Annotated in this window: 18 protein-coding genes; 9 read left to right on the top strand and 9 right to left on the bottom strand. The window is 68.7% G+C overall.

Going from position 1 to position 13,625, the window contains the following annotated elements:
* Positions 1–70: 70 nt before the first annotated feature.
* The 6 genes from paaD to ACO2SS_RS21585 all read right to left on the bottom strand — a co-directional run bounded on the left by paaD (position 71) and on the right by ACO2SS_RS21585 (position 4,340).
* Positions 71–544, bottom strand: coding sequence for a 1,2-phenylacetyl-CoA epoxidase subunit PaaD (paaD, locus tag ACO2SS_RS21610; RefSeq protein ID WP_423279897.1), 474 nt, complete (start codon positions 542–544; stop codon positions 71–73).
* Positions 545–714: 170 nt separating this feature from the next.
* On the bottom strand, positions 715–1,479 hold the full coding sequence (paaC, locus tag ACO2SS_RS21605; RefSeq protein WP_423279892.1) for a 1,2-phenylacetyl-CoA epoxidase subunit PaaC: 765 nt from the start codon (positions 1,477–1,479) through the stop codon (positions 715–717).
* Positions 1,480–1,604: 125 nt separating this feature from the next.
* Positions 1,605–1,892 carry a 1,2-phenylacetyl-CoA epoxidase subunit PaaB gene (paaB, locus tag ACO2SS_RS21600; protein WP_423279891.1) on the bottom strand — a complete coding sequence of 96 codons (288 nt, stop codon included), beginning with the start codon at positions 1,890–1,892 and terminating at the stop codon, positions 1,605–1,607.
* Positions 1,893–1,995: 103 nt separating this feature from the next.
* Positions 1,996–2,997 carry a 1,2-phenylacetyl-CoA epoxidase subunit PaaA gene (paaA, locus tag ACO2SS_RS21595; protein WP_423279890.1) on the bottom strand — a complete coding sequence of 334 codons (1,002 nt, stop codon included), beginning with the start codon at positions 2,995–2,997 and terminating at the stop codon, positions 1,996–1,998.
* An 86-nt stretch (positions 2,998–3,083) separates the two neighbouring features.
* The gene (gene paaX, locus ACO2SS_RS21590) at positions 3,084–3,953 is read right to left on the bottom strand and encodes a phenylacetic acid degradation operon negative regulatory protein PaaX (RefSeq protein WP_423279889.1); all 870 of its coding nucleotides are present in this window, start codon (positions 3,951–3,953) and stop codon (positions 3,084–3,086) included.
* Positions 3,954–4,043: 90 nt separating this feature from the next.
* Positions 4,044–4,340, bottom strand: a complete 297-nt coding sequence (locus tag ACO2SS_RS21585) for a hypothetical protein (protein WP_423279888.1) — start codon at positions 4,338–4,340, stop codon at positions 4,044–4,046.
* Positions 4,341–4,636: 296 nt separating this feature from the next.
* Here ACO2SS_RS21585 and ACO2SS_RS21580 point away from each other — a divergent pair, with 296 nt between their 5' ends.
* From ACO2SS_RS21580 to ACO2SS_RS21570, 3 genes are read left to right on the top strand one after another with little or no spacing between them, the layout of a single operon-like run.
* Positions 4,637–5,674 (top strand): branched-chain amino acid ABC transporter permease, encoded by a 1,038-nt coding sequence (locus ACO2SS_RS21580; RefSeq protein WP_423279887.1) that lies wholly within the window; start codon positions 4,637–4,639, stop codon positions 5,672–5,674.
* Positions 5,671–7,449, top strand: a complete 1,779-nt coding sequence (locus tag ACO2SS_RS21575; RefSeq protein WP_423279886.1) for an ABC transporter permease subunit — start codon at positions 5,671–5,673, stop codon at positions 7,447–7,449. Before ACO2SS_RS21580 ends, ACO2SS_RS21575 begins: the two co-directional genes overlap by 4 nt.
* Positions 7,446–8,171, top strand: a complete 726-nt coding sequence (locus ACO2SS_RS21570) for an ABC transporter ATP-binding protein (RefSeq protein ID WP_423279885.1) — start codon at positions 7,446–7,448, stop codon at positions 8,169–8,171. Before ACO2SS_RS21575 ends, ACO2SS_RS21570 begins: the two co-directional genes overlap by 4 nt.
* A 25-nt stretch (positions 8,172–8,196) precedes the next feature.
* On the opposite strand, the gene ACO2SS_RS21565 is transcribed toward ACO2SS_RS21570, so the two are convergent.
* Complete coding sequence (locus ACO2SS_RS21565) at positions 8,197–8,475, bottom strand: hypothetical protein (RefSeq protein ID WP_423279884.1); 279 nt, start codon at positions 8,473–8,475, stop codon at positions 8,197–8,199.
* 317 nt (positions 8,476–8,792) lie between these two features.
* Between ACO2SS_RS21565 and ACO2SS_RS21560 the strand changes: the two genes are divergently transcribed.
* A complete protein-coding gene (locus tag ACO2SS_RS21560) occupies positions 8,793–9,296 on the top strand; it encodes a GNAT family N-acetyltransferase (RefSeq protein ID WP_423279883.1) in 504 nt (167 codons plus the stop codon).
* A 9-nt stretch (positions 9,297–9,305) separates the two neighbouring features.
* Here ACO2SS_RS21560 and ACO2SS_RS21555 read toward each other — a convergent pair whose 3' ends face one another.
* Positions 9,306–9,455 (bottom strand): hypothetical protein, encoded by a 150-nt coding sequence (locus tag ACO2SS_RS21555; protein ID WP_423279882.1) that lies wholly within the window; start codon positions 9,453–9,455, stop codon positions 9,306–9,308.
* A 106-nt stretch (positions 9,456–9,561) separates the two neighbouring features.
* On the opposite strand from ACO2SS_RS21555, the gene ACO2SS_RS21550 reads away from it, so the two are divergent.
* Positions 9,562–9,783, top strand: coding sequence for a hypothetical protein (locus tag ACO2SS_RS21550; RefSeq protein WP_423279881.1), 222 nt, complete (start codon positions 9,562–9,564; stop codon positions 9,781–9,783).
* Positions 9,784–9,807: 24 nt separating this feature from the next.
* Here ACO2SS_RS21550 and ACO2SS_RS21545 read toward each other — a convergent pair whose 3' ends face one another.
* Positions 9,808–10,257 carry an NUDIX hydrolase gene (locus ACO2SS_RS21545; protein ID WP_423279880.1) on the bottom strand — a complete coding sequence of 150 codons (450 nt, stop codon included), beginning with the start codon at positions 10,255–10,257 and terminating at the stop codon, positions 9,808–9,810.
* A gap of 331 nt (positions 10,258–10,588) precedes the next feature.
* On the opposite strand from ACO2SS_RS21545, the gene ACO2SS_RS21540 reads away from it, so the two are divergent.
* Genes ACO2SS_RS21540 through ACO2SS_RS21525 form a run of 4 tightly spaced genes read left to right on the top strand, consistent with a single transcriptional unit; the run spans position 10,589 to position 13,470 of the window.
* Positions 10,589–12,475, top strand: coding sequence for a diguanylate cyclase domain-containing protein (locus tag ACO2SS_RS21540; protein ID WP_423279879.1), 1,887 nt, complete (start codon positions 10,589–10,591; stop codon positions 12,473–12,475).
* A 39-nt stretch (positions 12,476–12,514) separates the two neighbouring features.
* Positions 12,515–12,925 (top strand): hypothetical protein, encoded by a 411-nt coding sequence (locus tag ACO2SS_RS21535; RefSeq protein ID WP_423279878.1) that lies wholly within the window; start codon positions 12,515–12,517, stop codon positions 12,923–12,925.
* Between the two features lie 3 nt (positions 12,926–12,928).
* Complete coding sequence (locus tag ACO2SS_RS21530) at positions 12,929–13,201, top strand: DUF5985 family protein (RefSeq protein WP_423279877.1); 273 nt, start codon at positions 12,929–12,931, stop codon at positions 13,199–13,201.
* 2 nt (positions 13,202–13,203) lie between these two features.
* Positions 13,204–13,470 carry a DUF5985 family protein gene (locus ACO2SS_RS21525; RefSeq protein ID WP_423279876.1) on the top strand — a complete coding sequence of 89 codons (267 nt, stop codon included), beginning with the start codon at positions 13,204–13,206 and terminating at the stop codon, positions 13,468–13,470.
* Positions 13,471–13,625: the final 155 nt, after the last annotated feature.

Below are 13,625 nucleotides of genomic sequence, written 5' to 3'. Positions count from 1 at the left end.
CGCCGGCTTCGCCGGACCGCATGGTCCCCCTCCCCCGCAGGGCGGGGGAGGATCCCGGGGTGCGCGCGCATCAATGGCATTTGAAGTAGTCGAAAGGTTCGCGGCAGGATTTGCAGCGCCAGAGCGCCTTGCACGAGGTCGAGCCGAACTCGGCGAGGCGCTCGGTGTCTTCCGAGCCGCAGCGCGGGCAGGCCACGATGTCCTGCCCGAACAGCGCGCGGCGGCCGGAGCCGGGGGAGGGCGGGGCGATGCCGTAGTCGCGCAGCTTGCGGCGGCCGTCCTCGCTCATCCAGTCGGTCGTCCAGGCCGGATGCAGCACCGTCCGGATCGTCGCGCCCCGGATGCCGGCCCGCGCCAGCGCGAGCTCGATCTCGAGGGCGATCATGTTCATGGCCGGACAGCCCGAATAGGTCGGCGTGATCGTGACCTCGACGCGGCCCTCGACGACCTCCACCCCGCGCAGCACGCCGAGATCGGCGATGGTCAGCACCGGGATCTCCGGGTCGCAGACATCGGCGAGGGCCGCGACGGCGCGGTCTTTCAGCGTGTCAGGATCTGACGAGGCAGGGCCGGACTCCCTCTCCCCGGCGGGGAGAGGGTGGGGGTGAGGGGGACGAGCGTGTTCCGGAGAAGGGATAGCCCCCTCACCCGGTCGCCCGCTGCCGCGGTCGACTCGACCTCTCCCCCCTGGGGAGAGGGGAAGCGGGACCGCCGTCACCACGTCGCTCCCGGATAGGCCCGCTGCAGGAACTGCATCTCCGAAAGCAGGTGCCCGAGATGCTCCGAGTGCCGGCCGCCGCGGCCGCCGGACTGCATCCAGCCGGCAGGGGGCTGCGCGAGGGTGGCTTCCGCGAGCACGTCGGAGACCGTCTTCGACCACGTCTCGCGCAGGCTCTCGGGATCGACCGCGATCCCGGCCTCGATCAACTCGCGGTCGGAGGCGTCGGCCTCGAACATCTCGCCCGTATAGGGCCAGAGATAATCGACGGCCTCCTGCGCCCGCCGGTGGCTTTCGTCCGTGCCGTCGCCGAGCCGGATGACCCATTCGGCCGAGTGGCGCAGGTGATACGCGCTCTCCTTCTCGGACTTCGCGGCGATCGCCGCGAGCTGCGCGTCCTTGGATCCCGTCATCCTTTGCCAGAACGGGTCGGCGAAGGCGGCGTCGAGGAAGACGCGGACAATGGTCCGGGCGAAGTCGCCGTTCGGCAGCTCGGCCAGCAGCAGGTTCCGGTAGGCCGGCGCATCGCGCAGATAGGCGAGCTTGTCCTCGTCGGAGCCGTCCGCCCGGATCTCGGCCGCATATTGGTAGAGCGAGCGCGCCTGGCCGATCAGGTCGAGCCCGATATTGGCGAGCGCCATGTCCTCCTCGAGCATCGGCGCATGGCCGCACCACTCGGACAGGCGATGGCCGAGCACGAGCGCATCGTCCGCGCGCCGGAGCGCGTAGAGGGCGAGGGGGGAGTTGGTCGGTGTGTTCACCGTTGCAGCATCCGCTTTGTCATCCCCGGCCGGAGCGTAGCGGAGGGGAAGGGGATCCATTTGCGAGATCGAGATCCCCTTCCCGCCTGCTGCGCAGGCGCCGGGGATGACGACGCTTTGCGTCGTCACATATGCCCGACCTCTTCCGGCACTTCGTAGAAGGTCGGATGGCGATAGACCTTCGATTCCGCCGGCTCGAACATCATGCCCTTGTCGGCCGGATCGGACGCCGTGATGGCCGAGGAGGGGACGACCCAGATCGACAGGCCCTCGCCGCGGCGCGTGTAGACGTCCCGGGCGGCCTGGAGCGCCATGGTCGCGTCGGCCGCGTGCAGCGAGCCGACATGCTTGTGAGCGAGGCCGTTGCGGGAGCGGATGAACACCTCCCAGAGCGGCGTGTTGGGCGTGGGCATGCAAATCCTCCCGTGTCATGGCCGGGCTTGTCCCGGCCATCCCGAATGGCGGCGCTCTTCGGGTCGAGGTGGCCGGGACGAGCCCGGCCATGACGGCGCTAAGCTACGCCGCCGCCTTCATCTCGGCGCGTGCGCGGCGCTTCTCGGCATAGGCCGCCGCGGCCTCCCGCACCCAGGCGCCATCCTCGTGCGCCTTGCGGCGGGTGGCGAGGCGCTCGCGGTTGCACGGGCCGTTCCCGGCCAGGACCTGCTTGAACTCGGCCCAGTCGATCTCGCCGAACTCCCAGTGGCCCGTCTCCTCGTTGAGGCGGAGATCGGGGTCGGGGAAGGTCAGGCCGAGATAGTGCCCCTGCGGCACGGTCGCATCGACGAATTTCTGGCGCAGCTCGTCGTTCGAGAAGCGCTTGATCTTCCACTTCGTCGACTGGTCGGAATGCTGGCTCGCGGCATCGGGTGGCCCGAACATCATCAGGCACGGCCACCACCAGCGGTTCAGCGCGTCCTGCGCCATCGCCTTCTGCTCGGGCGTTCCCTGGCAGAGCGTCAGCATGATCTCGTAGCCCTGGCGCTGGTGGAAGCTCTCCTCCTTGCAGACGCGGATCATCGCGCGCGCATAGGGGCCGTAGGAGCAGCGGCAGAGCGGGATCTGGTTCATGATGGCGGCGCCGTCGACCAGCCAGCCGATCGCCCCGATATCCGCCCAGCTGAGGGTCGGATAGTTGAAGATCGACGAATACTTCGCGCGTCCTTCCAGCAGCGCGTCGACCAGCTCCTCGCGGGAGGAGCCGAGCGTCTCGGCGGCGGCGTAGAGGTACAGCCCGTGGCCGCACTCGTCCTGCACTTTGGCCAGGAGGGCGGCCTTGCGGCGGAGGCTGGGCGCGCGCGTGATCCAGTTGCCCTCGGGGAGCATGCCGACGATCTCGGAATGCGCGTGTTGCGAGATCTGCCGCGTCAGCGTCTTGCGGTAGGCCGCGGGCATCCAGTCGTTCGGCTCGATGCGGTCCTCGGCGTCGATCCGGGCCTGGAAGCGGGAGGCCGCCTCTGCGTCCTCGACGAAGGGCGGCTCGCGCTCCGCCGCGGCTGAATTCAGCGCCTGCGTGTACATGCAGTCTCCCCAGACTTGCTTCCGTCCAATATGTTACGAGAAGCTTCTCTGTTCAAGAGATTTCGTAACGCAACTCGCGGTGCGTCCTATTCGAAACGCTGGCGCAGCAGCGGATCCGCTGCCGGCAGGGGCCCGGTCTCGCAGAGCCCCTGCTCGTCCAGCCAGCGCTCGGACGGGTCCAGCAGGGCATGGTAGATCGTGCCGCAAAGGCGGCGCGCTTCGGCACCCGGCCAATCCGGCGGCAGCAGGGCGGGCGGGAGGATCGGATCGCGCAGGATCACCCTGCGATAGGCGTGGATGAGGAGGATGCGCGCAACGAAGCTGTCCTCGTCCGAGAGCGCGGGTCCCGTGCCCAGCGCATCCGCCAGCGGGCGGAAAAGGCCGATGAAGCGGCGATAGCCCTCCGCCGTCTGGGCCAGCGGCCAGGATGCCGCTGCTAGGCGCGCGGCCGTCTCGTCACGCGTCGAGGCGATCAGGCGGAGGGCGGTTTCGGCGGCCGCCTTCGGGAACGGGGCGCCCGCCGGCGCCAGCCAAAGCCCGGCGGAGGGGGAGCCGAACCCGGCCTCCTGCAGGGCAGCGCGCGCAGCCTCGCGCTCGCCGTTCTGCGGCAGGATCGCAAGCTCGAACGCGCCGGACCAGGGCATCGCCGGCGGGTTGTAGATATGCTCCGTCGCGGCCGCGAAGGTGTCGCGCCCCTTCTCGGCCAGGGCGTAGAAGCTGTTGCGGCCGACACGGCTGCGGACCAGCCAGCCATCCGCGGCGAGGCGAGACATCGCCGTTCGCACCGCCCCCTCGCCGATCCCGATCGCGCCGAAGAAGCGCGTGAGGGTGCCGAGCCAGACGGACCCGCCACGCGGCACGATGGCGTCGCCATAGACCGTGATCACGATGGACCAGATCCGGGAAGGCTCCCGGCGCAGCTGGTCGAGGATCGGTTCGAGCGGCGTAATGGTCACGGCATGCCCGCGAAGGGAGCGGCGTTGCGCTCGTCGAGGCGGCGCTCCTACCTCAGCGGGCCGGGGACAGGAAGTACAGCCCCGGCGGCCTCAATCCTCGATCCGGATGATGAGCGGCTCTCCGGGCCGGGCCTGGGCGTCGCGTGCCGTCCGGCGGGCTTCGATCTCGGCGGGCACGTCCAGCACGCTGACGGTGCGCCGTGCGCCCGGAGCGAGTGACTGGCTCAGATGGGTCAAGCCCGACATCGCCTGGGTGATCAGCCGCGGGAACGCCGTCGGGTCGCCATTGGCCGACATCGTCTGGCTGACGGAAGCCGCCACGAAGGCGAACGACGTGACCACGCGGCCGATCGCCAGCACGGCGATGACGAGAATGGCTCCGAGCAAGCCTCGCTTCAGATACTTGAGCATGGAGAACCCGAGTGGACGCTTCGCCGCCGACAACAATTTTAGGCTGCGGAAGATGTCCCATTCCAGAACAACTCCGCGTCCCGGCGGATTAACCTGCCATTAGTGTTAACGCCGCCGCGAGATCGCTTGACGCAGCTCGCCTTGAGCGGGCATGAGGCGACTGCGCGAGCAGCGTGGCCGTTCAGCAAGCGGCTATGCGGGGCGCCAACGAGCCGGCGGCGCCTGCGCGAACGCCACGATCCTCTCCGCGGAAACGCTCCTTCGAGGCCCCATTGGACCTCTCGGTCGCTCTGATCCTGATCCAGGACGGCATCACCAACGCCGCCATCTACGCCCTCCTGGCGCTGGCTCTCGTCCTCGTCTTCACGGTGACACGGGTCATCTTCGTGCCGGTCGGCGAGTTCGTGTCCTTCGGCGCGCTGACACTCGCCGCCTTCGAGGCCGGGAACGTGCCGGGGACGGTGTCCCTGCTCGTCGTCCTGGGTATCGCGGGTGCCATCGGCCGCCTCTGGACGGAGCGGGCCAACCTCTCCGGACGGGTCCTCGGCGGTATCGCGGTCGAGACGCTCGTGGTTCCCGCGCTGATCGCTGCCCTCGTGATCTGGCTCGCGCCGCACAAGCCGCCGCAGCTCGTGCAGGTGCTCCTCGCCCTCCTCGTGGTCGCCCCGATGGGCGTCTATGTCTACGAATCGGTGTTCCGGCCGATCGCCGAGGCGAGCGTGCTCGTGCTGCTGATCGTCTCGGTGGCGTTGCACCTGGCCCTTGTCGGCCTGGCGCTCGTGTTCTTCGGCGCGGAGGGTTCGCGCACCTCGCCCCTCTCGGGCGCGAGCTTCACGTTCGGCGACCTGTTCATCACCGGCCAGTCGATCGCGGTGCTCGGCGTCACGATCGTCCTGATCCTGGCGCTCTACCTCCTCTTCGACCGCACCCTGATCGGGAAGGCGCTGCGGGCCACGGCCGTGAACCGGCTCGGCGCACGTCTGGTGGGCATCTCGCCGGGCTTCTCCGGCCGCATCGCCTTCGCGCTCGCTGGCATCATCGGTGCGCTCGGCGGCATCCTCGTCTCGCCGCTGACGACCATCTACTACGACACCGGCTTCATCATCGGCCTGAAAGGCTTCGTCGCCGCCATCATCGGCGGGCTGGTGAGCTATCCGCTGGCGGCGGGCGCCGCCATCCTGGTCGGCGTCATCGAATCCTTCGCGTCGTTCTGGGCCAGCGAGCTGAAGGAGGTGATCGTCTTCATGATCATCGTCCCGATCCTGCTGATACGCTCCTACGGCACGCAGGTCCTGGAGGACGAGGAATGAGCTCGCCCTCCCGCATGGCCGGGATCGCGATCCTCCTTCTCGCGGTCGCGCTGCCCTTCCTGCCCGGCGTGCCGCCGTACTGGATCACGATCGCCAGCTACATCGCGATGTCGTCCATCGTGGCGCTCGGCGTCGTCGTGCTGACCGGGGTCGCCGGCGTCGTGTCGTTCGGGCAGGCGATGTTCGTCGGTTTCGGTGCCTACACGACGGCCATCCTGACGACCCGCTACGGCTGGACGCCGATCGCCACGCTGCCGGTCGCGATCCTCATCACGGGGGCGCTCGCCTGGGCCATCGGCGCGATCACGCTTCGCCTCAAGGGGCATTATCTCCCGGTCGCCACGATCGCCTGGAACATCAGCTTCTTCTACCTGGCCGGCTCGCTCGACTTCTTCAAACGCTTCGACGGGATCTCCGGAATTCCGTCCATCTCGCTGTTCGGCTTCAGCTTTTCGGACGGGTTCAGGTTCTACTTCCTCGCCCTCGGGATCCTGGTGCTCGCCTATTTCGTCAGCCGAAACCTGCTGGATTCGCGGGTCGGGCGGGCCATCCGGGCCTTGCGGGGCGGGGCGCTCGCGGCGGAATCCTTCGGGGTGGATACCGCGCGGGCGCGCATCCTGGCCTTCGTCTATGCGGGGGTGCTCGCGGCCGTGTCCGGCTGGCTCTACGCCCATTTCCAGCGCGCCATCAATCCGACGCCCTTCAACATCACGGTCTCGATCGACTACCTCCTGATGGCGGTCGCGGGCGGGGTCGGCAGCCTCGGCGGCGCGATCCTCGGGGCAGGGCTCGTCACGATCGTGCGCGACAAGCTGCAGGACATCCTCCCGGCGCTGATCGGCACTCAGGGCAACTTCGAGACGATCGTCTTCGGCGTGGTCCTGATCCTGATCCTGCAATTCGCTCCTGAGGGCTTGTGGCCGCATGTCCGCCGCCTGTTCGGGAGCGCCGGCCGGAAGGAGGCGCCCGCCGCCGCCGTGGAGGTCGCCGCCGAGCATCGCGCGCTGCCGGAACCCGGCGAGACTGTCCTCACCGTGTCGAACCTCCGGAAGACCTTCGGCGGGCTCGTCGCCGTGAACGACGTGTCCTTCACCGTGAAGGCGGGCGAGATCGTGGGCCTGATCGGCCCCAACGGTGCCGGCAAGTCGACGAGCTTCAACCTCATCACGGGGGTGCTTCCGGTCTCGGGCGGGGATGTCTCGGTCGGCCTCCAGGCGATCACCGGGTGGCCCGCGCGCCGCATCGCGCGCCTCGGCGTCGCCCGCACGTTCCAGCACGTGAAGCTCGTCCACGGCATGAGCGTGATCGACAATGTCGCGCTGGGCCGCCATCTCCTCGGCCGCGCCAATGCGGTCCGGGGCGCGCTGCGCCTCGACCGGGAGGAGGAGGCCGCCATCTTCGCGGAGGCGCGAAGGCAGCTCGCCCGCGTCGGCCTTGCCGACCATGCCGACACGATCGCCAGCGAGCTCGCCCTCGGCCAGCAGCGGCTGGTCGAGATCGCCCGCGCCCTCTGCCTCGATCCCGCCCTCCTGCTCCTGGACGAGCCCGCGGCGGGGCTGCGCCACAACGAGAAGGCGGCGCTGGCCGAGCTCCTCCGGAAGGTCCGCGACAGCGGCGTCTCCATCCTGCTCGTCGAGCACGACATGGACTTCGTGATGGGGCTGACGGACCGGCTGGTCGTCATGAATTTCGGCGCCGAGCTCGCCCAGGGACGCCCCGCCGAGATCCAGAAGAACCCGGCCGTGCTCGAGGCCTATCTCGGCAGCGCCGCATGACCCCGCTTCTCTCCGTCGACAAGCTCTGCGTCGCCTACGGGCGGGTCGAGGCGGTGCGGGACGTCTCCCTCCAGGCGCCGCAGGGCTCCATCGTCGCCATCCTCGGGCCGAACGGGGCGGGCAAGACCTCCCTGCTCGGCGCCATCATGGGCGTGCTGCGCTCGCGCGGCGAGGTGCGGTTCGACGGCCGCTCCCTCGACGGCTACCGGGTCGAGCAGCGGGTCGCGGACGGCATGAGCCTCGTGCCCGAGAAGCGCGAGCTGTTCGTCACGATGAGCGTGGAGGACAATCTCCGGCTCGGCGGCTTCCGTCGCCGCGGCTCGGCCGAGTACGGCCAGACGCTGGAGGAGATGTGGCGCCTGTTCCCGCGCCTGAAGGAGCGTCGGGCGCAGCTCGCCGGAACGCTCTCGGGCGGCGAGCGGCAGATGCTCGCGATGGCGCGCGCCCTGATGAGCCGGCCGCGCCTCCTGATGCTCGACGAGCCGAGCCTCGGCCTCGCGCCGCTCATCGTGAAGGACATCTTCCACACGGTCTCGGAACTGCGGGCGAGCGGCGTCTCGATCCTCCTGGTCGAGCAGAACGCCCGGGCCGCGCTGGAGCTCGCCGATTACGGCTATGTGCTCGAGAACGGCTCCGTGGTCCTGGAGGGTCCGGCCTCCGAGCTCCGGCAGGACGAGCGCGTCATCGCGGCCTATCTCGGGATCAAGGCGGTCGCGAGCTGAGCCGGAGCTGTCATTCCGGCGTGGCTCAGTCGTCCTTGTCGCGGACCGGTCCTGCTTGCGTCAGCCGGGTCGTTTTGTCCCTCGCCGTCCGGGCTTGCCGGAGACCGACGTACAGCTTCTCGATGAGGAGGTGACCGTCCCAATCATCGGCGATCCGAATGACGGTGGCGCCGTGCTTCACCTCGAACAGGCACGGTTCGGAAGGCTCGATCGCCTCGTCTCCACCCGCAGGGTGCCGGGTGAATTCGGGATCGAACGGGCGCTCGCCGGGCGAATGGGTGAACTCTGGTCGCTGGGAAGGCATCGTGGTCTCTCGCCGGTAAGGGATGTGCCGCCCCCGGAGACCTGTCTGAAAATGAAAGCGCCGCCGGGATGCGGCGGCTTGGGATGATCGTTGGTCGTGATCGAACGCAGCCGCCCTATGGTGAGGGCGGGCGATAGCTCACGGCGTTGCTGGCGCGACGGATCATGGGTGCCGCTTACGCCGACTGCCCGGTCTGGTCAACGAGAGGCGCTTTGGGTCTGCCTTCTCAATCTTCTGGCGCGAGCCGGCTGCGGCGCCCGGTCGTAGGTCCCGGCTGTCGCTTCGCTCGTCCGGAATGACAGTGTAAGCGCATTCGCATGACCGATCTCGCCGTCCAGATCCGGCACGAACTCCCTGGCGATGCCGACGCCATCCTGCACCTGCACGAGCGCGCCTTCGGGCCGGGCCGTTTCGCCCGCACGGCGTTTCGCCTGCGCGAGGGCGTGCCGGAGCGGCTCGACCTCTCCTTCGCGGCGCTGGTCGGCACCCTGCTCGTCGGGTCGGTGCGGATGTCGCCGGTCCTGGCCGGCCGCGAGAACGCTCTCGCGCTCGGGCCGCTGGCCGTGGAGCCGGCCTTCGAGGGGCGCGGCATCGGGGCAGCCCTGATGGAGCGTAGCCTCGCGGCTGCCCGGGAGGCCGGGCACGGCCTCGTGCTCCTCGTCGGAGACCAGCCCTACTATGCCCGGTTCGGCTTCGCTCCCGTGGCGAAGGGAAGGCTGGAGATGCCCGGGCCCGTGGATCCGGCCCGGTTCCTGGCCGTCGAACTCGCCCCCGGCGCGCTGGAGCGTGCATCGGGGCGGGTCATGGCATTGCGCGGCTAGCTCCGGGCCTCACTGCAGCAGCAGGAGGTAGCCGACGATCGCGATCGGCCCGAGCACGCCGAGCAGGAAGGGAATGATCAGCCGGACCACGAGGACTTCGCTGCAGGGGCGTTGTTGCGGTGCAATGAAGCCGACCTCTCCGGCCGGCGCAATCGGCAAAAAGTCACCATGCGGGATCGTGGCCTAGGGCCGGCACGTTTCCGCGGGATGTCGCGCACGTCGAACCGGCGGGCGCGTCGGCCGTTTCCTTCGGAAGGAGGTGACCATGTCAGGATCGAAGACCCACGAGCACCAGATTCGTCAGTTCGAGGCTGGGCTCGAGTCCCAGGACTGGCGTCCCGACGCCCCGCTCCCGCCGCCGCGGCACGAATCCGGCTCGCTCGACCATCCGGCCGCCCAGGAGAGCAGCCACAACAAGCACAACAATCCGGGCCAGGAGGGGCACAGGCCCCAGAAGCACGGCCCGGCCGAAGAAAAGGAGATCTGAGCGAGGCATCGCCTCGCCGGCCGTTCAGGCGGCCTTCGGCTCCGCGGCGCGGTCGGCCCCGAAGGTCGCCTCGAACTTTGCGATCAGGGCGGCCAGTTCAGGCTCGTGCACGGCTGCGGCGGCCTCGCCCGGCGCGAGCCACTTCGTCTCGCGCTGCGCATGCTCGGGCCAGCGGCGGCGCTGCTCGCTGACCTTCATCGGAAAGACTTCGACGACGCATTCGACGAACGCCCCGTCCTTGAGCTTCTTCTCGTAGCGATAGGACCCGATGGCGCGCTGCTGGATCTTGCCCTTCAGCCCCGCCTCCTCGAAGGCCTCCCGCTCCGCCGTCTTGTGGGGGGACTTGCCCTTCATCGGCCAGCCCTTGGGTATGATCCACCGCTTCGTTTCCCGCGAGGTCGCCAGCAGGATCTCGAGGCTGCCTTCCGTGGTCCGGAAGGGGAGGGCGCCGTATTGTACGCGCGGCTTGGGCAAATCCGTTCTCGTTCGGCCAATTGCCCGGCTTCTTTTCTTCGGTCGGGCGGACTGGAGTGATTCGGCCATTCTAACGCGAATAGCCGCAGGAAGGTGTGGGTAGAGACGCACAAAGTGCAAGAAGGCTGACGTCGCGGCGCGCTGCAACCGCTGCGCGATCTGTCGCATTTGAGCTCTCCGTGAGGAAAGTCTGAAACCAGCCTTGGTGCAGGATCAAACCGTATGCCGCTTCTCGCGGTTCCCAAGCGAGCAGACCCATCCCCGGGTGACGATGCGCCTTCCGCTCCGCTCAACAGCCAGCTTGCATCGGGTCGGCGGGGACCCGCACAGGATGCCCGCCCTCATCATGGGCTTCGCGCTCCTCGTCTGCGGCGTGCTGGCGGCAAGCGAGCTGTGGCGCGAATGGCGCGCGCGCGGCCTCGCGCTCGAGCAGGCGCAGCTCACGACCGCGAATCTCGCGCTCTCCCTCGTCCGGCAGGCGGAGGAGACGTTCGAGATCATGGACACGGCGGTGTCCGGACTCGTCGGACGACTCGAGCAGACCACACCCTCCACCGATGCTCTCGAGAGCGTCAGCGGCGCCCTGCGTGTCTGGGGTGCCAAGATGCCGGTGATGCGCAGCCTCGCCGTGCTGGGACCCGACGGACGCGTGCTCGCAACCTCCACGGACGAGAGAGCCATCGGCGACGACCGATCGCATGCACCCTACTTCCAGCACCACATGGCCGATGCCGGGCGGGAGCCCTTCCTGGGGCCGCCCTTGAAGGCTTCGGACGGCCGCATGGTTCTCACCGTCTCTCGCCGGCTCGAAGGCGCGGACGGGTCGTTTCGCGGCGTCGTCCGCGCCGCGATCGACGTGGACTATTTCCACGACTTCTACGTGAAATTCGCCATTCCGGCAGGGAGCGTGATCGCTCTCCTGCACCGCGACGGCTCCGTCCTCTCCCGCTACCCCCTCGACGAGGACGCAATCGGCAGGCCGTTTGCCGGGTTGCCCGTTGCTGCCGGGGCGGCGAACGGGCCTCTGCCGGGGCTGAAGGCCGCAAATGGTGAGCCCCAGATCGGCGCTTCGCGGCTCGCCAGCAGCTATCCCGTCATGGCCGTCGCCTCCTTTCCCGAGGACAAGGCGCTGGAAGCCTGGCGAAAGCAGGCCTCCTGGAGGATTGCGGCCGCCATCCCCGTGATCCTGCTCATCCTCGCGGCCGCCGGCCTCCTCGGTCATCAGGTCGCCCGTCGCCACAGGGCGGACCTCGCGCTGCGGGAGGCGGAAGCCCGCTTCCGTCTCGTGGCCGAGAATTCGAGCGACATGCTCTGCCGCGTCGACGATGGAGGTTACCAGACCTACGTGTCGCCGGCCTCGCGAAGGCTGCTCGGATTGGAGCCGCGGAACCTGATCGGACGCCATTCCCTCGATCGCATACACGCCGAAGACCGGCCGACGGTGGAAGACGAGATGCTGCGGCTGCGGGAGAGCGGCGGCGAGGCGGTGCTCTGCTATCGCGCCGCCCATCGGAACGGGGGCGAAATCTGGCTCGAGACGACCGTGCGCGTCCTGACCGACCCGACCACCGGCCGGTGCAACGGTGCGGTCACCAGTTCGCGCGACGTGACCGACCGCAAGCGCCTCGAGGCCAAGCTCCTGGAATTGGCCCGGACCGATGGCCTCACCGGGCTCGCGAACAGGCGCAGCTTCGACGAGGCGCTGTCCGCCGAGTGGCACAGGGCGCTGCGCATGGGCGCCCCCCTGTCGCTCGTGCTCCTGGACGTCGACCGGTACAAGCTCTTCAACGACGCCTATGGTCACCGGGCCGGCGACGAATGCCTCCGGTTCGTGGCCGGCGCGATCCGCAACGTGGCGACCCGCCCCGGCGATCTCGTCGCCCGCTACGGCGGCGAGGAAATTGCCCTGCTGCTTCCCGGAACCGATGCGGTCGCGGCCTACCGCATCGCCGAGCACGCCCGCCGGGCGGTGCAGGATCTCGGCCAGGCGCATTCCAGCAACGCACCCTACGGCGTGATCACGGCGAGCGTGGGCGTGGCGACGTTCCAGGCGCCGGCCCGCCGGCCTGGGGACAGGGCGGGCGCGGAGCCCGGCCCCGCCGACCTCGTCGAAGTCGCGGACCAGGCGCTTTATGCCGCGAAGCGGGATGGCCGGAACCGCGTTATCACGGCTCCCGCGCTCACCGGGACGGCGGATCCACAACTGCGAGCCGCCTAGGCCCGCAATCCGTACACCCGGGGAGATTGCGGCGGCGGCGTGATTGTTCTAGCCCCGCGTGGCAGCGTCGACGGCCAGGAGGGCGTGATCGAGAACGAGCTTCTCGAGTTTGTCCGATACTCGATCAGATCGGTTTGGAATGTCGAGCTTCTGCTTCACCTTCGGAGATCCGCGTCCCGGAGCTGGAGCCAGGAGGAACTCGTGCGCGAGTTGCGGGCAAGTTCATCCGTCGTGAAGGACGGTTTGGTTACGCTGCAGACTGCCGGGTTGGCGATGGCCGACGAGAGCGGAGCGTGGCGATATGCTCCCGCGTCGCCGGCCTTCGACCGCCTGACGAGCGACCTGGAAATCCTATATCGCGAGCGCCCGACAATCGTGACTCAGGCTCTCTTCGGCCGGGCGGACCGGCTCCGCTCCTTTGCCGACGCATTCAGGCTGAGGAAGGACTGACGCATGTCCGGCGCAAAGGCTGCAATCTACCTGCTCTGCCTCCTGGCGAGCGCCGGCTGCGCGGCGCTGCTCGTGCGCAGCTATCTCCAGACCGGGGGAAAGCTGCTGCTCTGGAGCGCGGGCTGCTTCGTCCTGCTCGCCCTCAACAACCTCCTGGTGGTGATCGACTTGCTCGTGATCGAAAGCATCGACTTCCTCGTCTACCGTCGACTGACCTCCATCGCCGGGATTAGCGTGCTGCTGTTCGGGTTCATCTGGGAAGCGGAGGAGCGCTGACCGTGCTCGACTTCAGCTTCGGCGCCGTCGCGATGGGGTACCTCATCGCCGCCGTCTTCTTCCTGAAATTCTGGTCCCAGACGCGGGACGAGCTCTTCGCCGTCTTCGCGGCGGCCTTTGCGCTGCTCTCGCTGGAGCAGGTCCTGATCGCATGGTCCGGGCTGCCGAAGGAGGAGCAGACCTGGTTCTACCTGATCCGTCTGTTCGCCTTCCTCCTGATCATCGCCGCGATCCTCCGCAAGAACACGCGCCGCGCCTCCTCTCGGTGACCCGGGGCTTGCGGCCGCAGTTTGGCCGTGCCCCGCCCGAGTGGCTTAGCTATAAAGATGGATCGAACCGGCTTTGATCTGGCCGGGCGGGAGCGGGAACATGGACCAGCCCTCCGAGCTCGCCGGCGACGGCGCGACCGAGACTGCTGCAAATC

The sequence above is a fragment of the Enterovirga sp. CN4-39 genome (assembly GCF_049446235.1).
Classification (GTDB): Bacteria; Pseudomonadota; Alphaproteobacteria; order Rhizobiales; family Beijerinckiaceae; genus Enterovirga.
Note: the sequence above shows the minus strand (reverse complement) of the source record. Positions and strands in the feature narration are given on the sequence as shown.